At 42.6% G+C, this 22,222-nt stretch carries 14 protein-coding genes; 6 read left to right on the top strand and 8 right to left on the bottom strand.

Annotation, left to right across the window (positions count from 1 at the left end):
- Positions 1-131: 131 nt before the first annotated feature.
- The 4 genes from GFB48_RS08845 (at position 132) to GFB48_RS08830 (ending at position 7,002) form a co-directional block, all read left to right on the top strand.
- The gene (locus GFB48_RS08845; RefSeq protein WP_163934130.1) at positions 132-3,062 is read left to right on the top strand and encodes a TonB-dependent receptor; all 2,931 of its coding nucleotides are present in this window, start codon (positions 132-134) and stop codon (positions 3,060-3,062) included.
- A 119-nt stretch (positions 3,063-3,181) separates the two neighbouring features.
- Positions 3,182-3,886, top strand: a complete 705-nt coding sequence (locus GFB48_RS08840; protein WP_163934127.1) for a SapC family protein — start codon at positions 3,182-3,184, stop codon at positions 3,884-3,886.
- Between the two features lies 1 nt (position 3,887).
- The gene (locus GFB48_RS08835) at positions 3,888-5,429 is read left to right on the top strand and encodes a tryptophan halogenase family protein (protein WP_163934125.1); all 1,542 of its coding nucleotides are present in this window, start codon (positions 3,888-3,890) and stop codon (positions 5,427-5,429) included.
- 10 nt (positions 5,430-5,439) lie between these two features.
- Entirely contained in the window at positions 5,440-7,002 is a 1,563-nt protein-coding gene (locus GFB48_RS08830; RefSeq protein WP_163934122.1) for a tryptophan halogenase family protein, read from the top strand.
- Between the two features lie 38 nt (positions 7,003-7,040).
- Here GFB48_RS08830 and GFB48_RS08825 read toward each other — a convergent pair whose 3' ends face one another.
- The 5 genes from GFB48_RS08825 to GFB48_RS08805 all read right to left on the bottom strand — a co-directional run bounded on the left by GFB48_RS08825 (position 7,041) and on the right by GFB48_RS08805 (position 13,671).
- Positions 7,041-7,391 (bottom strand): RidA family protein, encoded by a 351-nt coding sequence (locus GFB48_RS08825; RefSeq protein ID WP_163934119.1) that lies wholly within the window; start codon positions 7,389-7,391, stop codon positions 7,041-7,043.
- Between the two features lie 168 nt (positions 7,392-7,559).
- Positions 7,560-10,736 carry a bifunctional proline dehydrogenase/L-glutamate gamma-semialdehyde dehydrogenase PutA gene (gene putA / locus GFB48_RS08820; RefSeq protein WP_163934116.1) on the bottom strand — a complete coding sequence of 1,059 codons (3,177 nt, stop codon included), beginning with the start codon at positions 10,734-10,736 and terminating at the stop codon, positions 7,560-7,562.
- A gap of 224 nt (positions 10,737-10,960) precedes the next feature.
- Entirely contained in the window at positions 10,961-11,581 is a 621-nt protein-coding gene (locus GFB48_RS08815) for a TIGR04211 family SH3 domain-containing protein (protein WP_163934113.1), read from the bottom strand.
- A 118-nt stretch (positions 11,582-11,699) separates the two neighbouring features.
- A complete protein-coding gene (locus GFB48_RS08810; protein WP_163934110.1) occupies positions 11,700-12,971 on the bottom strand; it encodes an inorganic phosphate transporter in 1,272 nt (423 codons plus the stop codon).
- A gap of 19 nt (positions 12,972-12,990) precedes the next feature.
- Complete coding sequence (locus tag GFB48_RS08805) at positions 12,991-13,671, bottom strand: TIGR00153 family protein (protein WP_163934107.1); 681 nt, start codon at positions 13,669-13,671, stop codon at positions 12,991-12,993.
- Between the two features lie 240 nt (positions 13,672-13,911).
- Here GFB48_RS08805 and GFB48_RS08800 point away from each other — a divergent pair, with 240 nt between their 5' ends.
- Together GFB48_RS08800 and glnE are read left to right on the top strand one after the other, a co-directional pair.
- Positions 13,912-15,333: an inorganic triphosphatase gene (locus GFB48_RS08800; RefSeq protein ID WP_163934105.1), complete on the top strand. Its 1,422-nt coding sequence runs from the start codon at positions 13,912-13,914 to the stop codon at positions 15,331-15,333.
- Between the two features lie 19 nt (positions 15,334-15,352).
- Positions 15,353-18,181 (top strand): bifunctional [glutamate--ammonia ligase]-adenylyl-L-tyrosine phosphorylase/[glutamate--ammonia-ligase] adenylyltransferase, encoded by a 2,829-nt coding sequence (glnE, locus tag GFB48_RS08795; RefSeq protein WP_163934102.1) that lies wholly within the window; start codon positions 15,353-15,355, stop codon positions 18,179-18,181.
- A 38-nt stretch (positions 18,182-18,219) separates the two neighbouring features.
- Here the strand turns inward: glnE and GFB48_RS08790 are convergent, their stop codons facing one another.
- The 3 genes from GFB48_RS08790 to GFB48_RS08780 form a co-directional block, all read right to left on the bottom strand.
- Positions 18,220-19,872: a sulfatase-like hydrolase/transferase gene (locus GFB48_RS08790; protein ID WP_163934100.1), complete on the bottom strand. Its 1,653-nt coding sequence runs from the start codon at positions 19,870-19,872 to the stop codon at positions 18,220-18,222.
- Between the two features lie 71 nt (positions 19,873-19,943).
- Positions 19,944-21,302 (bottom strand): ATP-binding cassette domain-containing protein, encoded by a 1,359-nt coding sequence (locus tag GFB48_RS08785; protein ID WP_163934096.1) that lies wholly within the window; start codon positions 21,300-21,302, stop codon positions 19,944-19,946.
- A gap of 70 nt (positions 21,303-21,372) precedes the next feature.
- Positions 21,373-22,215 (bottom strand): fumarylacetoacetate hydrolase family protein, encoded by an 843-nt coding sequence (locus tag GFB48_RS08780; protein ID WP_163934095.1) that lies wholly within the window; start codon positions 22,213-22,215, stop codon positions 21,373-21,375.
- Positions 22,216-22,222: the final 7 nt, after the last annotated feature.

Genomic DNA, 22,222 nt, shown 5'->3' with positions numbered 1-22,222 from the left:
CGAACAAAAAATATTGAGTATGTGCTTTAAATAGGATTGTCCAAATGGGATAGATAGATCAATAAAGGCTGTTAGTCGTTGTCGTTTTTAAATGGCTTTTTTTGAAAAAAATACACTCAAAGGGAATAGTGATGAAATCAAATAAATTTAAAACGAGCTTATTAACGGCTTCAATTTTGCTTGCAATTAATGTTAATGCTCAAGAACAAGAACAAGAACAAGAACAACAAATTGAAGTTATAGAAGTAAGTGGATACAAGGGAAGTATCATCAAGTCGTTAAATAATAAGAGATTTTCCGACAGTGTGGTTGATGGTATTTCTGCAGAAGATTTAGGTAAGTTTCCAGATCAAAACGTAGCAGAGTCTTTACAACGTATTACTGGTGTAACTATTGACCGTGGTGAATCTGGTGAAGGGCAACAAATTTCGGTACGTGGTTTTGGTCCAGATTTTACGAATGTATTGTTCAATGGTAGAACCATGCCAACGGATAATAGTAGCCGTGGTTTCTCATTTGATTTGGTTGCTTCAGAGCTCATTAGTGGGGCCAACGTTTACAAGACGGCGAAGGCAGAAGATATAGAAGGTGGTTTAGGTGGCAGTGTTGATGTTACCACATTCAAACCTTTCGACATCGAAGGCTTTAAAGCCGCCGCTTCGGCAAAGGCGGTTTATGATGATTTAGCAAAAAGTACTAATCCTTTTGTATCTGCCATTGTTTCAAATAATTGGGATAATGAATTTGGTCTGTTAGCTTCATTTGCATTCCAGCAAAGAGACAGCAGAATGGATCAGGCTTGGGTGTCTGGTTATGCTGATAATGTTCAGATCATTGAAGAGAATGATGCAACCAGTTCGAATACTATTCAAGGTCCAGGCGTTGCTCGTTCATATGGTCAGCGTTATGAAGAAGCCGACCGTCAGAGAATGGGGGCGACGATTTCCGCTCAATGGGCGCCAACTGATGAACTGACTTTAACTGCAGATGTATTGTACTCTAAGTTAACCGCAGATAAGCGAAACACTAACCTTAACCGTTGGACTTCGAACCCAGCTCACAATGCAACAATCGATCCCGATATGGGGCCAGCGGGTACCGTGACTAAATTTAGTCGTTCGACGAAGCCATGGAATCCTGACACAGGAATGTTTGATCTCTATGATGGTTCTGGCCAATTACTTCCTGTGGGGCAATGGAACTCAACATCAATGGATCACGTAAACCGTGATTCAGATACTTTGATGATTGGCTTTAATGCTGATTGGTCAATTACTGATGATTTGCAAATGAACTTTGATATTCAGAAGTCGAGCTCTAAAAGCGATTCTAAAAACAACCCAATCCTACAGGTCGCTTACCCAATTCAAGAAGAAGGCTCATTCGAGCTTAAAGATGGCTCCTTTATCATGGAAACAGCGCCAGGTTCATTTAAAGGTAATAAAGATTACTACCACATGAACACTATCATGTTGCGTGATACCATGACCGAAGATGACATTACTGAAGGGCGTTTAGACTTTACTTATACGCTAGAGCTTGGTCCACTGCAGAGCGTTGATTTTGGTCTTTACTATCAAGACAGAAAGAAAGATTCTAAGCGCTGGGAAACACCAAGTGCAGTGAATAATGCGTATCGATTCTTCCGCTTTAATGTTCCAGGTGAACTATTGACGGAATTCGCTCCTGAAGGTGGTTTTTTATCAGAACATGAAGTGGATAATGGCTTTGCCGATTCATGGTATGTTTATGATCCGGTCGATATCTTTAATCATTTCAGTAGTGTTGATGCAACAGCATTAGCACAGCAGATGTATGATCAGGCGATGCATAACTGGGATCAGGGTGGCTTTAGAGGCGATTATGCAGATACCGAAAGAGATCTGTATGCTGCAGAAGTTGCTCAAGGTGAATATGACTCTGTGTTATCTAGAGTCGAAGCCGCTCGAGCCTTGGATAATGGTGGTGAATTTAATGAGTTTACCCCAGTATATAATGCAGGTGCTGCTTGGAGTGTTAATGAAGAAACGATAGCTGCATACTTGCAAGCTAACTTTCAGTGGGAACGCGTCAGTGCTAACTTAGGTTTAAGGTATGTACAAACCGATAACACTATTGTCAATGCTGGTCGTCAGTTCTATTCATTAACTCCACAGGCAACAACCGGTGGCTACACTGATAATTATACTGAATCAGATACTTTAAAAACTGAATCCAGTTATTCAAAGGTTTTACCAAGCCTCAATGTAAAGTTTGATGCTGCAGAAGATGTTATTGTGCGATTTGCATATTCACAAACTTTGACTCGTCCAATGATTGGTAGCTTGGGCTCCGGTTTCAGCGATAGTGCGACAGCGAGTACAAATAATAATGGCTCAATTAACTTTTATGGCTCTCGAAGCGGTGGTAACCCTAACTTAGAACCATACACAGCTACCAATATCGAATTAGGTGTTGAATGGTACTATGGTGAAGATGATGCGATTAATATCACCAACTTCCGTAAAGATTTACAAGATTGGATTGCAGCCGATGTAGGCTCGATTGAACTTTATGATCATAATTATGAAGTAAACCGCACCTTTGAAGTTTTTGGCGACCAGAACGTAGGTGAAGCTAAAGTTAATGGTTATGAATTTGCTGTTTTGCATAACTTTGATTACGGTTTTGGTGTTCAAGCAAACTTAACATTACTCGATACAACAGCAGCAAAAGATGATACTGACGTTTCTAAAGTTAACATGTATGGTCTATCAGATAAGTCTTACAACTTAATTGGTTATTATGAAAATGAAAGCTTTGGAGCGCGTTTAGCCTACAACTGGCGTGATTCTTATACGTTATGTGCTAGCTGTAAACGAGGTTATGGTGAATCGGTTGATGCATATGGCCAAATTGATGCTTCATTTAGTTACGACTTTAATGAGAATATCGGTTTAATTGCTCAAGTAATTAACCTGCAAGGTAATGATCCTTATCATTACTCGGTAGATAAAGCGCGTATGGTAAGTTTATTTGATACTGGTCGTCGCTTTACCTTCGGTGTAAGAGGTAGCTTCTAATCTTTCGTTGCTAAAATTAAGCCCCCTCTTTTTGGGGGCTTATTATTTATTAGCGTTTATTAATTTGCTAAGTTAGTAAACGCTAGTGAATAATAAAAATTAAAAAACAAGGATGTATCATGTCTTCAATTCAAATCATCTCTTTAGAAAAGCATGCTAATACCCGCATTGTTAATGGAATTAATATTAAACTTGTTAAGACTCAAATGGTGATTCCTGCGGTTGTTAGTGAGTTGCACAAAGTTGCATTAGATTGCCCAGTGGCTTTTGTTAAAAGTACGCAAACAGGTCAATTTGAACCTGTGGGTCTCTATGGCGTTAAGCAAAATGAGAACGTGTTTATTGTGGATCAAAGTTGGAGTGGTAATCATCTTCCGCATGCATTGGCCTGCTACCCATTTCTGTTTACGCCAAATGACAATGGTGAGCCTGTGCTGGGACTCGACGAGTCGAGTGAGTTGCTAGGCAGTAAAGGCAACCCACTGTTTGTTGATGGTAAAGCTACCAGCTATTTAATTAACCGTGAACAATGGTTAATCGATTACGCCCACGATGCTCAAAAAACGGTCGAGTTCTGTCAGCAACTAGCCCAGCATGACTTACTGTGTAAACGTGACATCACAGTGACCATCAATGGTGAACAACAATCTTTAAATGGAATATACATTATTGATGAAGAAAAGCTGAAAAAGCTAAGCCCAAGCGCACTTGCAGAGTTTAATGAGAAGGGTTACTTAAGGGCTGTTTATGCTGCAGTTATTTCCTTAAACCAGTTAGCGAATGTGATTAAAAAAGCCAATGAACTAGCAACTGCAGTTGTTTAGTATGAGCCCAATTAAGCAAATTGCCATAGTTGGGGGCGGCACTGCTGGTTGGTTAACTGCAGCCAGATTGGCCGCCCATCATAAAACTAAAGCTGGTGGCGTAGCGGTTACGTTAATCGAATCTTCTGCTGTCCCCATTGCTGGCGTTGGTGAAGGTACGTGGCCAACCTTACGTTCTACATTATCCAAAATTGGTGTCAGTGAGACTGAATTTATTATTAAATGCGATGCTACCTTTAAACAAGGGGCACGTTTTGATGGTTGGCAAACTGGGAGTGATAGCTATTTCCACGCTTTTGCAGATGCCGGTAATCGAACCAACCTTCCTTTAGAGCGAATTTGGCAAAGTGTTAAAGTCCACAGCAGCGATGCTGTTTATGCCAATGAGATCTGTTTTCAAGCTGCGATAGCCCAGCAAGGTAAGGCCCCTAAAGATATCACTCATCCAGAATACGACAGTGTAGCCAATTACGCTTACCATTTAGATGCTGGAAAATTTGCCACATTTATGCGAGAGCACTGTATTAATAATTTAGGGGTGAAGCATGTAATAGGTCATGTTGAATGCGTAAATTCAGCTACTAATGGTGATATCGCTTCTCTCACGCTGCAAAATGGTCAGATTATTGAGGCGGACTTGTTTGTAGACTGCTCGGGGTTTCATGCGCTATTAATTGGTAAACATTATGATGTTCCCTTTATTAGTCAATCCCAATATCTATTTGCGGATACTGCTTTGGCGGTTCAAGTTCCCTATGAACATGAGAGTACTCCAATAGCGAGTCAAACCATAGCTACGGCACAAGAGGCTGGCTGGATATGGGATATTGGTCTGCATGAAAGACGAGGCGTTGGTCATGTTTACAGTAGTAGCCATATGGATGAAAAAACCGCGCTAGATAAGCTCGATGTATATTTGGATGGTAAGTTAGTTGATTATAACTATCGAAAAATACCCATCCGTAGTGGTCATAGAGAAGTACTTTGGAAAAATAATTGCGTTGCTATTGGGCTTTCAGCGGGTTTTTTCGAACCGTTAGAAGCTTCAGCCATTGCACTTATTGAGTTAAGCGCTGATATGCTGACCGAGCAGTTGCCAACTTCAAGGTATGGCATGGACTTTATTGCCAAACGTTACAATAAGATCATGAATTATCATTGGCAATCCATTATCGACTTTATCAAACTACATTACTGTATTAGTAAGCGAACGGATTCTCAGTTTTGGATAGATAATCAGCATCAGAACTCTATCCCTGAATCATTACAAGCGCTTTTGCAGCACTGGAGGCATCAACCGCCAATGCACCACGACTTTGCCCTTCGGGATGAATTATTCCCCACAATTAGTTGGCAATATGTACTTTACGGTATGGGATTTGAAACGGATTTTTCGGGTGCCCCACATCTGACAATAGCGGATGAGGTATTGAATGAGTATCAAGCGCATAATAAAAAGCTAATTCAGCACCTTAGTGATGTTTTGCCAGCTCATAGAGAGCTGATTAATAAAATAAAAAAATACGGAATGTCAAAAATTTAGGGCAAGCAGTATGAGTAAGAGCGTCAAAAATATCATCATCGTCGGGGGTGGCACTGCAGGGTGGCTAACCGCTTGTCATTTAGCTAAATATTGGCAATGTCACTTGCCAGACTCGATCAATGTAACCTTAATTGAATCGCCAAATATACCAACGATTGGCGTAGGCGAAGGGACGGTTCCTGCGGTAAAAGAGAGTCTAGAGTATTTCGGTATTAGTGAGACAGAGCTGTTCAAACAGTGTGATGCCACATTTAAACAGAGCATTAAATTTGTTGATTGGATGAAATCGAAGCCAGGGCAGCCTAATTATTATCACCATGTATTTGATTACCGAACCCACAAGGATATTGACCTAACGCCATACTGGCTAATGGGAGCCAATGATGACAAGTCATTTGTCGACTCTACGGGCTTTCAAGGTAAGGTGTGTGATGCCCATTTAGCCCCTAAAAATATCACCAATAAAGAGTATGAAGGTGTTTGTGGTTACTCCTACCACTTTGATGCGGCTAAATTTGCTTTGTTATTGACCAATCACGGGGTAAATAACTTAGGGGTCACCCATATTAAAGATGACATCACTGATGTGCGTTTGGATGAAGAGGGTAATATAAAAACACTGTTTGCGACCTCAGGAAAGTCCTATACCGCTGATTTATTTGTGGATTGTAGCGGTTTTCAATCATTGCTACTTGGGCAGGCAATGAATGTGAGTTTTATTCCCAAAAACGATATATTACTTTGCGATAAAGCCTTAGCGATGCAGATACCCTACGAGGACGACCAGTGTGAAATTCCACCTTATACCATAGCTACTGCAAAAGAAGCGGGTTGGATTTGGGATATAGGTCTTTCAAGTCGTCGTGGTATTGGTTATGTATTCTCTAGTCAGCATCAAAGTATCGAAGCCGCTAGCAATCGTTTAAAAGAGTACGCATTATCAGTGGCAGGGGAGAGTGCTAAAGCTATCGAGCCACGGCTTATCGACATGAATATTGGTTACCATGAAAAGTTTTGGGTAAAAAACTGTGTGGCAATTGGTTTGTCTCAAGGCTTTGTTGAACCCTTAGAGGCTACTGGGTTAATGGTGTTTGATGGTGCGGCAAAAATGTTAGCTGAGTTGCTTCCTGTAAATACTGAACAGTTCGACGAGGTAGCAGCGCAGTTTAATCGAGATATGCAAACCCAGTGGGATAATGTGATAGATTTTGTAAAGCTACACTATGCTATTTCAGATCGTGATGACAGCCAGTTTTGGCAGGATAATAGAAAAAATCAGACCATGACCAAGAGTTTAGCCAATCGACTCTCTCGATGGTCGAAGCGATTACCAAGTGAATTTGATTTTGCATCTCGCCATGAAGTTTTTTATACCGTCAGTTATCAGTATATCCTCCATGGAATGGAGTACCCTATTGAACTCTGTGCACAAGAGTATCGGTTTACAGAAATCGAGACCGCTCAACATGAATTCCACGCAGTGGCTTTGATGGCACAAAAAGCATTAACGGTATTACCCAGTCATAGAGCCTTACTCAATAAAATTAATCAGTACGGTTTGCCAATTTGCTAAATCATAACGCCCTTTCAGTTTCTGAAAGGGCGTTTGGGTTATTCTATTTCAGCGGCAACCACTGAAATTTCAACCAATAGGGCTTCACGAGCCATATTGGCAGTAACACAGGCGCGAGCTGGGGCATGCCCCTCTGGTACCCAAGCATCCCACACGGCATTCATGTCGGCAAAATCATCCATGGTTTTAAGGTAAATGGTCGCACTAAGTATATGTTCTTTTGCTGAACCCGCTTCTAGCAATAGCGCTTCCACCTTATCTAACATGGTTTGGGTTTGTTCTTTAATGCCTTGCTCGGCATCAGCACATACTTGGCCGCAAAGGTAAATGGTGCCCTTGTGCTTAACAATACGGCTCATGCGAGCCTTAGTGTGCATACGTTCGATCATCTGAAAATCTCTATCTATTAGTTTGTTTAGAATTAATTATACCAGCCTTAGCTAGCTGCGAAGCCGCTATCAAAGACCTTAGGTTATGCTAGAGTACTATAACCCTTCCTAAACAAAAAAGGGCTGCCTAACAGCAACCCTTTCGAACTAATGCTAAGTTAAGGCCGTTTAGCCATCACCAAGAATAAGCAGACTAGCGTTACCGCCGATGGCTGTAATGTTGTTTGAGAAGGTTTTCTCAGTCACAAAACGGCTTAGGTAATGAGGACCACCGGCTTTAGGACCTGTACCCGATAGGCCTTGACCACCGAACGGTTGTACACCAACAACGGCACCAATTTGGTTACGGTTAATGTAAATGTTACCCGCATCAACTTTGTCAGCCACTTTTAGGGCATGACCTTCATTACGAGAGTGAATACCTAAGGTGAGGCCGTAACCGGTCGAGTTAATGTCGCTGATCACCTGATCAAGCTCACCCGCTTGGTAACGAATAATATGCAGAATTGGGCCGAAGTGTTCTTTGCTAAGCTCAGAAATACTATTAATTTGTGCAGCCATTGGCACTACAAAGCTACCGTGCTGGCAGTGCTCTGGTAACTCCATCTTGTGCAGAACTTTAGCGCTACTAGCTAGGAATTGCTGGTGCAATTCTAGGTTTTGTTTAGCATTTTGGTCAATTACTGGGCCAACATCGGTTTTGTATGAGGCAGGGTCGCCAATAGTAAGCTCCTGCATCGCGCCTTTTAATAGCTCAATCACACGGTCTGCGATGTCATCTTGCAGGTATAACACACGTAGTGCTGAACAACGTTGGCCAGCTGAGGTGAAGCTTGATTTAACTACGTCGTTAACCACTTGCTCTGGTAGTGAGGTTGAATCAACCACCATGGCGTTTTGGCCACCGGTTTCAGCAATTAATGGGATAATCGCACCTTCACGTTGGGCAATGGTTAGGTTGATAGCTTTGGCGGTTGCAGTAGAACCGGTGAAACAGATACCGGCAATACGCTCATCGGCGGTTAGGGTGTGGCCAATTTCTTTACCTGTACCGAGTACCAGTTGTAGCACATTGGCAGGGATACCTGCTTCAAATGCCAACTCTATCGTGCGAACCGCGACAAGTGAGGTTTGCTCGGCAGGTTTAGCGACAACGGTATTGCCTGCAACAAGCGCCGCCGAAATTTGACCTAGGAAAATCGCTAATGGGAAGTTCCATGGGCTAATACAAACAAAGACACCACGACCTTGCAGGTGTAGCTCGTTGAGCTCGCCTGTTGGTCCAGTCAGCAGCTCAGGTTTGGCCATCATTTTCTTAGCTTGTACGGCGTAGTAACGACAGAAATCTACCGCTTCACGGATTTCATCGATGCCGTCTTGCAGTGATTTACCCGCTTCTTGGGTTAATAGGCTGATAAGCTCCGCACGGTTTTCTTCAAGCAGATCCGCCAGCTTTTGCAGCATTTGGGCACGGTCGTTGACATCGCTACGGCACCATGCTGAAAAGGCATCATGGGCGGTAGTAATGGCATTGGTTACCTGCGCTTTATCGGCAAAAGAAACCTTACCCACCACTTTGCGACAATCAAATGGGCTCGTCACTTCAATCTCTTGTGAACCTGCAACAGATTGACCGTTAATGATAGAGTGGCCTTGCCACTGCTTGTCAGTAAATGCGTCTACAGAGTCAAAAAATGGTTGGGCTTGAGATTGAATATTCATATTAATACCTGCTGAATTAATTCTTTGCTCGCCGAAAATGTCCTTGGCTAATGGAATCTTATTGTTATGTAATGTTGGTGCGGTCGCTAACTGATCTAATGGGTGCGCCGTTAATGATTCAATTGGCGTATTAGCATCAACCAGTTTGTAAACAAATGACGTGTTAGCACCGTTTTCTAATAAACGACGAACCAAGTAAGGCAGCAGCTCCTTGTGTGCTCCTACTGGTGCGTAAATACGGACACGCTGACGAGGATCTTGGTTTAATAGGGTATCGTACAGCTCTTGACCCATGCCATGTAGGCGTTGGAATTCAAATAAACGACCAGCCGCCAATGAACGGACTGCTGCCACGGTATGGGCGTTATGGGTCGCAAATTGCGGGTAAATGTTACCCTTAGTGGCGTCGGATAATAGGAACTTAGCACAAGCAAGGTAAGACACGTCAGTTGAAGCCTTACGGGTAAATACCGGATAGCTTGCTAGGCCTTGTTCTTGGCTCCACTTAATTTCACTATCCCAATATGCGCCTTTTACTAGACGTAATGGAATTTCATCGCCCACTTCTGCCGCTAGGGTGTTTACCCAAGCCAGCACAGGTAGACAGCGCTTAGAGTATGCTTGGACGACTAGACCGAGTAAATTCCAGCCTTTGGTTTCTTCGCTGCGGTATAACTTTTCAAATAACTCTAGAGAAAGCTCTAAACGGTCGGCTTCTTCGGCATCAATTTGAATGCCAATATCGTTACGGCGGGCAGCATTAATTAGGCTGATCACGCTTTGATAGAGTTCGTTAAGAACACGGTCTTTATTGGCCACTTCATAACGTGGGTGCAGTGCTGAAAGCTTAATCGAAATCGTTGGACGCGGCGCTTCGTTTAGGTCGTAGTTACCTTGACCTAGGGTTTCAATAGCACGCAGATAGTCATTGAAGTACTTAGTGGCGTCATCGGCAGAAAGCGCCGCTTCACCTAGCATGTCGTAAGAATGGGTGTAACCCGTTTTACGATTGTCCTGGGAGTTTTTCATCGCTTCTTTGATAGTGCGACCGAGAACAAACTGCTTACCCATAATTTTCATGGCGGCGTACATCGCGTTACGGATCACCGGCTCACCTGCACGGTTAACCAGTTTTGCTAGCAGCGAACTTGGCTTGTCTTCGGTACCATTATCAAGGTTAATAATTTTACCCGTTAGCATTAGGCCCCAAGTCGAAGCGTTTACCAGTAGAGAATCACTGCTTTTTAAGTGCTTATCCCAATTGGCGCCTGATAGCTTATCTTGGATAAGCGCATCAGCTGTAGCAGCATCAGGAATACGCAGTAAAGCTTCCGCAAGACACATCAGGATGATGCCTTCTTGGGTATCTAATGAGTACTCTTGTAAGAACGCATCAACACCAACCATGATGCCTTTTTTTTCATAGCCGCGTACTTTAGCAATAAGAAGATGAGCCTCTTCAGTAACTTGATCGATAGCAGATTGGTCAGCGTCTAATTGATGCTGTAATTGCTCAATGCAGTTGCTTTCATCAATATCATAGTAATCACTAATGGTGCTCATTAGTGTCGCTAAGGTTATTTCTCCTGGTTTTTGATTCACCAGTTGGTTGACTGTAAACATTGAGGCGCTCCTCTAGGTGAGTGCTGATGCACTTCTTAAAATTGTATACAATATTCAATGGCGGGATTATAACCACACAAGTGTGATCTTGAACAGGTTTTTATTTGCTTACCGGAGTGAATGTTAATAGATGGTAGTGTTGAGGTAAGGTAACTGCACCAACAAAGGAAAAAGATGCAAAAAAAAAGCGTACCTAGGTACGCTTTTTTTACAACAAAAATGTGTTACATGATAGGGTTGCCGTGACGGCTTTTTCTTGGTCGAGGTAAATAAACTAAAATAATACCAACTAAAATACCTACACCGGCAATCATTGCACCCTCTAAAGTCAGTCTAAACTTATGTTCAGCTTGATATTGTTGTAGATTTTCAACTGCACTGTCTCGTTGGGTCGTTAAGGTCTCAACTTCTTTTGATTGACTGTTAAAAGAAGCCCTTAGTTCTGCCAGTTGCGAAGACAGATTATCAATTTCTTCATTTAATTTACTAGTAGAAGTCGACGCAGTTTGTTGTTGGCGCTGCAGTTTCTCAGTGAGTAGCTTATTTTCTTTAGCGAATGAGGCAACTTGCTGGCGGAAGCTTTTGTTTTTACTATACCATTGGCTTTCAATCCAACCTTTGCGACCTTTGGAATCGGTAACTTCCATAAAGTTATTACCTTGATTTCCGGTTACAGAAACCTGCATACCAGCTTCAATGCTGCCAACAATGCGATAATTTTTTCCTGGGCCAGCATGCATAAAGATATAAATATCATCACTGATATAACCATTAGCATTGGCTGAAGCAGGGGTAAGGATTAGGCTTGATAAAGTAAAAAGGGCGACAAATAGAAAACGTTTCACAATCTTAACTCGATAACATTTGATAACTTAATGCTATTTAATAAGCGGCACAAAAGCAAGAGGCTAAACCTTTTGGTTTAGCCTCTTAGGGTTATATTTTAATGCGGGTCAGCTAGGATTAAGCATTAAATATAGCGCGCATAATATAGAAGAATACGATGGACAGTGCCGCACCTGCAGGTAGAGTAACTACCCAAGAAACCACAATATTACGAACTACACCAAGGTTAAGCGCTGCAATACCGCGAGCTAGACCCACACCTAGTACCGCACCCACTAGGGTTTGCGTAGTCGAGATAGGCAGACCAGTACCAGAAGCAATCACTACCGTTGACGCAGCAGCTAATTCAGCGGCAAAACCACGGCTTGGGGTTAGGTGAGTAATGTTCTTACCAATAGTTTGGATAACGCGAGAGCCAAAGATAGCTAGACCCATTACGATACCAATACCACCTAGAGGAAGAATCCACCATGCTAGGGCGGCTTTCGAAGCAATTTCACCATCGTTTTCAACAATAGAGACTACCGCAGCTAGAGGGCCAATCGCGTTTGCAACGTCATTTGAACCATGGGCAAATGCCATACAACATGCGGTAATAACCATGAGTACCGCAAAGATTTTCTCGACGTTTACAAAGTGATCGTCTTTAGTTGCTTGCTCATCGATTTTAACTTTGGAAATGAAGTACATACCTACAAGAGCTACGATAACCGCCACGGCAATAGACAGTAAATAAGCTTCAGTACTTGAGAAGTCTAGACCTAAGTGCTTAAGACCTTTCTTAATGGTCACTAGTGACATAATAAAGCCGGCTAGGGCCATGTAAGCAGGAACGTAACGCTTAGCGGCTTGGAAAGGGTTGGCGGTATCAAAAATAAGCTTCTGTGCACTTTGGAAAATCAAGAATGCGATAAAGCCAGAGATGGCAGGGGTGATAATCCAAGAGCCAACAATGCCGCCGACTTTGCCCCAAGCAACCGTTTCCATACCCACACCAACTGCCGCAAAACCAACAATTGCACCAATAATGGAGTGTGTAGTCGATACTGGCCATCCTAGGGCTGAGGCAACAACCAGCCAAATACCAGCAGCAAGTAGCGCTGAAATCATACCGAACACCAGTAATTCAGGTATATCGGTAAAAGCACCAGAATCAATGATACCTTTACGAATGGTTGAGGTTACCTCACCACCGGCTAGGTATGCACCAGCAAATTCAAATACCATAGCAATTAGAATTGCTTGTTTAATAGTTAACGCACCAGAGCCGACTGATGTACCCATAGCATTGGCAACATCGTTAGCGCCAATACCCCAAGCCATTAAGAAACCGACGATTGCAGCAAGGCCAACTAACCAAGGACCGTAAGTAATAATAGTCTCAAACATGATAAAACCTAATCAGCAATTAAGAACGAGCTAACATTAGCTCAAGACGAGCACCAACGCGCTCTGCAAGATCAGCTAATTCGCCAATCCACTCGATTATTTTGTAGAAGAACATTACATCTACAGGGTTCAGATCTTTTTCCATCTCGAATAAAGTTCGACGCAGCTCAATTTGCATGCTATCGGTGTCATCTTCAATCTTATCTAAGTTTTCGATCATCTTTACAACAAGCTTTACTTCGCGTCCTTGGAAGCCTGTTTCTAGGAGTTCATCGAGTTCATTAATCGCTTCGTTTGCTTGAGCAACAGCATCAATACAGCGGCTTAGATATGTAATTAGAGCATCATGCATAGACTCTGGAAATTGCATTTTACGGCCAATAACTCGACCCGCGATATCCTTAGCGCGATTTGCAATCTTGTCTTGTTGAGAAAGTAGCTCTAACATGTCCGTACGCTCTACTGGCATAAACAAGCCACCAGGAAGAGACATGCGGATTTCGTGTTTAAGTTGGTCAGCTTCTTTTTCAAGTAGGCTAACTTGCTTTTGTAATTCAGTAGCTTTGGTCCAATCTTGAGCGAATACTGCTTTGAAGAATGGCTGCAATAAGTTGCTGCACTCATGAACTTTATCGATATGTAGCTCAAGAGGCTTGATTGGCGATTTTGCAAATACGCCGAAAATAGAGTTTACTGGCATAGCCTGTACCTAACTTTGTTGTTATCACATAGGTGTGAATTTGCGCGCATCTTACCCTAAGATGCAGCAATATAAAAACTTAATTATGGTCAAAACATATTCATTTTAGACGTTTTGAGTAAAATTAGTCCTTTAAAAGTGACGCTAAGTTTATGACGCTAATATTACAGTTAGATTACAGTGTGAAACTTAGATGACAATTTCAATAAAATTTAACCACAAGCTGATAAAGAATTTTTTATGAGTCAACCAGAGATAGAGCTTAAGCTTCTGATTTTTAATAAGAACGTTGAAGAGGCGATAAGGTTTTTAAATAACCATAATAAGCTGAAGTGTGCCCCTAAAATTTATCTAAGTAATGCTTATTACGATACCCCTGAGCAAGTTTTGACCAAAAATAAGATGGGATTTAGGGTTCGCCAGCAGCAAAAAAAAATTGAACAAACCATAAAAACTGCGGGCAAAGTCACAGCAGGAATTCATTCTCGACCAGAATTTAACATTCCCCTTAAGAGTGCCACACCCGACTTGCGTCTTTTTCCAAAGGAAATTTGGCCACAGAACTGGGATATTGACTCAATAAATCAGCGCTTAGTCAGTGTATTTGATACTGACTTTGAGCGTCTACGTTGGTACTTAGATGATAACCAAATAGAAATTGCACTAGATAGTGGTTTGATAAAAGCCGCTGGCCTAGAAGAAGCCATTTGTGAAATTGAGCTTGAATTAATCGAGGGAGATCTGCAGCAAATGTTAGCTTTGGCGAATGAATTGGCTGCAGTGATACCTGTTCGGCTAGGTCAAGACTCAAAAGCTAAGCGTGGCTATATGCTTGGTGCCACCAAAAAACTGCAAACCTTTGAGCTCAAATTCTGCAACCTAGTGACCAATAGCGACGAACATCATGGGTTAGCGTCATTACTCATTAATGTATTAGATAATTGGCAAAAACTGGAGACTTTGTTGCTAAAGCAGCCAACCTTGGAGCTGTGGCAAAGTTTTAAAGATAACTTACTTGCGATTGTGTGTTTGGCTGATTTCTGTCACATGGATGATGCTATGCAGCACACCATCCAAGGTTTGTATAAAAAGCTTGATTGGATTGATAACTATCGAATTTGTCAGTGGCTAGAGCAGAATATAGAACTTAGTGATGGGCTCTTAGGGCGAATAAATAATATTAAGGCAGAGATGTTCAATATTGAAGACCTGATTGAAGATGTGTCTTATGGTCGAATCCAATTGGCTATATTAGCGCATTCTCAATTACTTTTGCAGCGTCCAAGTGCTAATTCTATTAGAGAGTTATCTGATACCCTCCAAAAGCAGTCTTGGCTCAAGTTTGTTGAGTCACTTGCACACAGTTCGCATTATACTCCAAAGCAATACCTAGCCGCTAAACCACAATTAAATTTAGGGTTAGTAACTGGAGCACTGTTTGCTGATCTTTATCATCCAGAAAGGGCCCACCAATTTAGAATCCCATGGCTAGATTTAGCTTTAGGTTTAATAGAGCTTGAGGCTATCGAGTTACTTAAACAACTTTGCTCTGAATTAGGAGAAACCCCTCCAGAACAGGCGCTAAAGTCCCAAGAGTCGCTGTTATTTGCTTTGGATTTAAGTCGGCAAGCAGCCTTAACCGTACAGCCTTATTGGCAATAATTAATATATAGGGTCAAGTATGTCATATGATTTGCTGCTTGAGGATGGGCTAAAAGCAATTAATAAACTGTCATTATCCCCATTCGATTTGACAGCGACACAGGTTGAACAGTTACAACGCTTTATGGGATTTAGTCCTTTTGCCGCCAAATTCATTCAATCGAATGTCGATTTTGTTAATGAGTTGCTTTGCTTAAATGATGATTTTAGTGCCAATTATGAGAGTTACGTTAATGAGTTGAATCGTCAATTAAGTGGCAGTAGTAGCGAAGCTGAAACAATGAAGTTGCTGAGAGTTTTTAGACATCGGCAGCTTATAACAATTATTTGGTTGGATTTTTTTAAGCTCCAGACACAATCACAAATTCTGTTGCTTATTAATCGTTTGGCTGAAGCCATTATTATTGCTGCTAGGGACTGGTTAACGGACTTTATGTTGCCTGCTAATGGCAGAGCGTATGATGCCAGCGGTCAACCAATGCCACTAATCATCTTAGGTATGGGGAAACTTGGCGGTGGTGAACTCAACCTATCTTCTGATATTGATCTGATTTTTACCTTCGCAGAGCACGGCAATACCAAAAATGGTCGTCGCTCGCTAGAGCATCAGCAATATTTTATAAGGTTAGGACAGAAGCTGATTAATCTATTGCATCAAGTTACGGTGGATGGCTTTTGCTACCGAGTGGATATGCGGCTGAGGCCTTTTGGGGATTCAGGGCCATTGGTGATCAGTTTTACCGCTTTAGAGGACTATTACCAAAATCATGGTCGCGATTGGGAACGTTATGCCATGGTTAAAGCAAGGGCACTTGGTGCCATTTGTGAAGGTGGCAAGCAAGTTGAACAATTGCTTCGTCCCTTTGTGTATAGACGGTACATTGATTTTTCAGCAATTGAGTCGCTGCGTAAAATGAAAGCGTCGATTGCCCAAGAATTGAGAAGGCGCAACCTCAAGCATAATATTAAGTTGGGTTCTGGCGGTATTCGAGAAGTCGAATTTATTGTACAGTCATTGCAATTAATTCGCGGTGGTCGCGAGCCTAAACTTAGGAGACAGTCATTATTTGCTGCTATGAAGCAGTTAATAAGTCATGGCATGTATCCTGAAACAGACATGGCGCAGCTATTGGATAGCTATTTGTTGTTGCGCCGTCTAGAAAACTTGCTCCAAGGGATCGATGACAAACAAACCCAGACGCTGCCTAATCTGGAGGATGAGTTAAACTGGCAAAGACTCAATTGTGCTTTTGGTTGTCGAACCTCAGAGCAATTGTTAGCCATAGTCACTCAGGCGATGACCATAGTGCATCAGCAATTTGTTTTTGCCATTGGTGACAGTGATAGTGAAGATGAACAATTAGAATGGAGTCAGGAGCTGTGGCAATCTCATTCTGATGAAGCGGCGTTGCAGATACTTCAAGAGCATGATCTTGTCGGGCAAGAGTTTTGGCAAAAACTGAAGCAATGGCGAGTGCAGCTAAGTAAGCGCTCGATGGGAAGTCGTGGCAGGGAAACCTTAGATAAACTGATGCCTGCCTTGCTGGTGGATTTTAGCACCCAGCCCGATCCTACCGCAGTGTTTGATAGTATAACCCATGTACTTGACCGAATTCTTACTCGGACTGCTTATTTAGAGTTATTATTGGAAAACGCTGGGGCCAGACAGCAATTGTTAAAATTATGCCAAGCAAGCCCTTATATTGCTGAGCTAATCGCTAAATTCCCATTGCTGCTGGATGATCTGATTGATCCTTCCTTACTCTACCAAACGACAGCATTAGAGGATTACCAGCTGGAATTACAGCAATATCTATTGCGGATCCCAGAGGAAGATTTGGAACAGCAAATGGAAGCCTTACGCCAGTTTAAGCTTTCTCAGCAACTCAAGATTGCCGCCGCGGATATCACCGGAGTGTTACCGTTAATGCAGGTCAGTGATCATTTGACTTATTTAGCTGAAGCGATAGTTAGTCAGGTGGTAGAATTGGCTTGGAAGCAAATAACCGAACGCTTTGGAATACCGGCTGGACTGGCACCAGAAGACAAAGGTTTTGCCGTGATTGGTTACGGTAAACTGGGGGGTATTGAGCTAGGTTATGGCTCAGATCTGGATCTGGTTTTTTTACATTTTGACGGCAAAGGTGATACCCAAGGAGGACGCAAGCCGATCTCCGTTCATGAATTTTATCTGAAACTGGCACAAAGGATCTTGCACCTATTTTCGACTCGAACGCCGTCTGGCATTTTGTATGAAGTCGATATGCGACTTAGGCCTTCTGGTTCTGGGGGCTTGCTGGTATCTAATATTAATCGATTTGCCGAGTATCAACTTAACGAGGCTTGGACGTGGGAACATCAAGCACTGGTGCGAACTCGTTTAATAGGAACTAATAATTCCCTGCAACAAGATTTTGATAAAATTAAGCAACAAATACTATCCATACCAAGAGAGCCTCAGCAACTGCTTACTGAAGTGGTTGCGATGAGATCCAAAATGCGTGAGCATTTAATTGACGCCAAAGCGGGCGAGTTCGACCTTAAACAAAGCCCAGGCGGCATCACTGATATCGAATTTATGGTGCAGTATTTGGTTTTAAAACACGCTAATCAGTATCCTCAATTATGTCGTTGGTCTGATAATATTCGCCTGCTCGATGAGTTAGCACAACAAGGTATACTTGAACGTAATACAGCGATTGATCTTATCGATAGCTACTGTAAATTGCGTGATGAAAGTCATCGGCGATCACTGCAACCAAATCAATCTAAGGCGTTACCGGCAAGCTTGATAACGAATATTGAATTAGTAGCCCAAACTTGGCAGGACTTAATGCACGATCATTAATCAGTGTGGAGCTAAAGCTCCACACTCAAGCTGCTCCCTTATTTGTTATCAGGGTTGGAATCTAGAGTATAGCGCACAACATTATTGGTTGGCCGGCCTCGTGCTTGTTTGACCACATCAGCAATACTTGCCCGTAGCTGTTCTAGTTTTACATGGTGCTGATGTTTTTGTGCCAAATTCATCAGCTCATCAGGATCGCTTTTTAAATGATAAAGCTCTTCATAAACCGGTTGTTCGCCCTTGATTGATGCTTCTACATAGTGCATGTATTGGGCGACATCATTATCGTGGGTGCCGTACAGTAGTTTATTGACAGGCATGTTTAACTTTTTAGCCAATTTTACGGTATCAACTGCAGATAAGTTATGGTTGGCAAAATAACGTATGTACTTCCACTCACTATCTTGAATGGCTTCACAGCGAGGGTTACCGAAGTGAGTCGACCAAAGGTTTTCTGCAAAAGCGTATTGACGCTTTAGTGGTTTATCTTCATAGATGCTTGGGCTGAAGTTTTCTCCTTGCATGCTGCTTGGGGCCTCTAACCCCGCTAGGGCAAGCATAGTCGGCGCTAAATCTATGTTTTGTACCAGAGCATTACGTTTGCCTGTTGGCTTTGCCCTTGGATCAAACACAATGAGTGGGACGTGGTTAGTCTTTTCGTAACACAGTGATTTCCCTCCTAAGCCGTGCTCACCCATAAACAGACCATGATCCGAGGTAAAGATAATAATGGTGTTATCCGCAAGCCCTTGTTGCTCTAGACTATGGCGTAAATGCCCCACTAAATTGTCTATCCCTGTCATGGCTTGGTATTGACGAATCTGACGCTCTTTTAAGGTTTCAGGAGTATCAACATAGTCGTAAATAAATTGTCTATCGCGGCTGCGCAGTAGGCTTGCTGGCAGCTTAGGTTGTTTGATGTCTTTTTTAGCGACGTAGTGTTCTGGCAGAGGGATCTCTTGGTTACGATACTTTGTGGTATATAACTCACCGTCGCTGTCTTTTTGCTTCATATTACTGGTGCCAGCATTGTGGGGTAAATTGAAGTTAATCGACAGCATAAAAGGTTTATCAGTGGGGCGCCTGTCAAAGAAGGTGAGCGCCTTTTTAAAACGATATTCATTGCTATCTAGAAAATCGGTTACCCCTTCTTGAATAATTTCAGCTTGGGTATCTGCGTGAGCTTCAGAGAAAATCGAATGTCTAAATTTTGGATAAAAGAACATATGCCCATGACCGGCGTACCAATAGTCAAAGCTCTTTTCCATTAAGCCGGTTTGATAGCCATGTTTCCCAACTGGGACATGGTTTTTACCAATCCAGCCAGTGTAATAGCCCGCCTGTTTGAATTGGTGTGGGTAAGACTGTTCCCAGGCAAATTTAGATACTGCGGTGCCAGAGTTAAAGTTCACATTGTGCATGCGCTCGTATTGCCCTAAAAGGGTGGAGACACGGCTTGGGGTACAAATTGAGCTGGTGACATGGGCGTTAGAGAAGAACACGCCTTCGTTAGCAAGGGCATCAATATTGGGTGTTTCCACGACTGGATTACCCGTCACCCCCATCATGCCGTAGGATTGGTCGTCTGTGAGTATTAATACGATGTTAGGTTGGGCGCTGTGGCTAAAGGCGTTAGCCATAAAAAGGCTGCTGACAAGGGTAAATCCCCTAACAAAATCATTCCATTTCATATTCTTTCCAAATTCAACTCAGTCAATTAGTTGCGGTGTCTGGTTATTTTTATATACAGGTTTCGTGGTGTTTACAGCTGGAAGTTTCGCTCAAAAATATCGATGTGTTCATCTTCTAGGTGGCTGACATACAGTATGGTTGCCAGCTTTTCGTTAGCGATTTTAGTGATTAAGTTCAACACCATTTGTCTGTGCTGTTCATCAAGACCTTGAGTGGGTTCATCTAGTATCAGTAGCAAAGGGGATTTAACCAGTGCCCGTGCAATCAGTGCTAAACGCTGCTGCCCAAAGCTTAAGTTTTGAAAACGAGTTTGCTGGTGGTCCCTTAAGCCAACAAAATCAAGCCACTGTTTGGCTAGGCTGATTTGCTTGCTGTTTACCTGCTTATACACACCAATGCTGTCATGAAAGCCTGAGGCTACCACGGTTAAGGTATCGCAGGCGATGCGGTAATAGCGATGTAATTCACTGTTGACTAAACCATAATGTTTTTTGATGTCCCATATACTTTCCCCTGTGCCGCGTCTATAGCCAAATACTGTGACATCGTTGCTGTAGCACTGGGGGCAATCCCCCGTAATAAGCTGTAATAGTGTGGACTTGCCCGCGCCATTTTTTCCGGTGATTAAGGTGTGTTGCAAGGGCTTAAGGCGAAAGTTGATATTTTCGAACACCACTTTACCATCAAAGCTGACGCGGCAATCTTTAAGCTCACAAAGGTAGCGGTGCCAATACTGCCTCGCTTGGTATTGTGGGCTCTGGGAAACATTAATTGGGCTGACATCAAAAAAACGCTTGGCAACCTCAATGGCAGAATCATCCGTTGTGGTTAATGAACCCGCTTCGATCATAGCGACATGGCTAAAGCTTTGCACTATGTCGTGGTAATTATTCATTACCATAATTAAAGTAGTGCCTTGCTGGTGTAAATAGTTCAAGGTTTGGCTAAGTGCCTGGTTGCTGCTGCTGTCTAGTCCATCAAAAGGATGGCAAAGCACTAGGGTATTACAGCCTGAAAAGATGGCATTGGCGATCAGCAGCTTTTTGGCTTGTCCGGTGCTTAATTGCCTAAAACCTTTATGAAGATGTGGGCGAAGTGAAAGCCTATCGATAAGATCTGAATCAAGATTAGTTTCACCAATAAAATCGATGGCAAGGGTGCCGGGATCAAACTCGTTGGTAATATCGGTTTCATCAATTTTAAGCTCGTGCTCAAATACCTGTTGAATCGATTCAAAAGAAATAACCTGTGCTTTGCAGTTATCAGACCATAAGATTTCGGGGTGTTGATCATACTGGCCCGATAACGCATCTAGTAGGTACTTTTCACTGATGTCATTGCGACTGAGTATGCCGCAAAACTGTCCTCGACTGATCGATAGCTCTTCAACTTTAAGGTGCGGAAGATTAAGGTTCGTCATCGTCAGCATAAAATAATTCTCCGACAAAAAAGCCTTTTCTAGTTTGCACTAAAAAAGGCTTTGCTAAGTTTAGGTGTATTTAGTGCTCAATCACAGTTTGTTGTTGGCTGCCAAGGCCTTCAATGCCAAGCTTGATAACATCACCTGCGTTTAGGTATACCGGTGGAGTTTGACCAAGGCCAACACCAGGAGGGGTACCTGTAGAGATAACATCACCAGGTTTTAAGGTGGTGAACTGGCTCAGGTAGCTAACAATGAAAGCCGGCTTGAAGATCATAGTGTTAGTATTACCGTTTTGGTAACGCTTGCCGTTTACTTCTAACCACATGCCTAAGTTGTGTGGATCTGGGATCTCATCACGGGTTACAAGGTATGGGCCAATTGGACCAAAGGTGTCACAGCCTTTGCCTTTATCCCACTGGTTGCCCATCTCAAGTTGGAATGCACGTTCAGATACATCGTTACACACTGTGTAGCCGGCAATGTGTGCTTGCGCTTCTTCTTCGCTGATGTAAGACGCTTCTTTACCGATAACAATGGCCAGTTCTACTTCCCAGTCAAGCTTAGTACTGCCTTTAGGCTTAACGATATCATCATTGGCACCACAAATCGCAGTGGTAAACTTAGAGAATACTTCTGGTTCAGTTGGAATCGGCATATTTGATTCAGCCGCATGATCCGCGTAGTTAAGGCCAATACAAATGAACTTACCAACGTTGGTCACACATGAGCCGTAACGCACATCACCTTCGACGACTGGTAGAGTTGTTAAATCTAAAGCCTTTAGCTTAGCTAACATGGCATCAGATAGGGCTGCGCCATTGATGTCACTGACAATGCCTGATAGGTCACGAATTTGACCTTGAGCGTCTAAGATACCTGGTTTTTCTTGTCCCTGTGGACCAAAGCGTAATAGTTTCATTATTGTT

The organism is Paraferrimonas sp. SM1919 (assembly GCF_010993985.1).
GTDB lineage: Bacteria > Pseudomonadota > Gammaproteobacteria > Enterobacterales > Shewanellaceae > SM1919.
Note: the sequence above shows the minus strand (reverse complement) of the source record. Positions and strands in the feature narration are given on the sequence as shown.

Bases quoted from the DNA above. Each gene is read 5' to 3' on its own strand.
- GFB48_RS08845 (WP_163934130.1), top strand. From the start codon at position 132: ATGAAATCAAATAAATTTAAAACGAGCTTATTAACGGCTTCAATTTTG.
- GFB48_RS08840 (WP_163934127.1), top strand. From the start codon at position 3,182: ATGTCTTCAATTCAAATCATCTCTTTAGAAAAGCATGCTAATACCCGC.
- GFB48_RS08835 (WP_163934125.1), top strand. From the start codon at position 3,888: ATGAGCCCAATTAAGCAAATTGCCATAGTTGGGGGCGGCACTGCTGGT.
- GFB48_RS08830 (WP_163934122.1), top strand. From the start codon at position 5,440: ATGAGTAAGAGCGTCAAAAATATCATCATCGTCGGGGGTGGCACTGCA.
- GFB48_RS08825 (WP_163934119.1), bottom strand. From the start codon at position 7,391: ATGATCGAACGTATGCACACTAAGGCTCGCATGAGCCGTATTGTTAAG.
- putA (WP_163934116.1), bottom strand. From the start codon at position 10,736: ATGTTTACAGTCAACCAACTGGTGAATCAAAAACCAGGAGAAATAACC.
- GFB48_RS08810 (WP_163934110.1), bottom strand. From the start codon at position 12,971: ATGTTTGAGACTATTATTACTTACGGTCCTTGGTTAGTTGGCCTTGCT.
- GFB48_RS08805 (WP_163934107.1), bottom strand. From the start codon at position 13,671: ATGCCAGTAAACTCTATTTTCGGCGTATTTGCAAAATCGCCAATCAAG.
- GFB48_RS08800 (WP_163934105.1), top strand. From the start codon at position 13,912: ATGAGTCAACCAGAGATAGAGCTTAAGCTTCTGATTTTTAATAAGAAC.
- glnE (WP_163934102.1), top strand. From the start codon at position 15,353: ATGTCATATGATTTGCTGCTTGAGGATGGGCTAAAAGCAATTAATAAA.
- GFB48_RS08790 (WP_163934100.1), bottom strand. From the start codon at position 19,872: ATGAAATGGAATGATTTTGTTAGGGGATTTACCCTTGTCAGCAGCCTT.
- GFB48_RS08785 (WP_163934096.1), bottom strand. From the start codon at position 21,302: ATGCTGACGATGACGAACCTTAATCTTCCGCACCTTAAAGTTGAAGAG.
- GFB48_RS08780 (WP_163934095.1), bottom strand. From the start codon at position 22,215: ATGAAACTATTACGCTTTGGTCCACAGGGACAAGAAAAACCAGGTATC.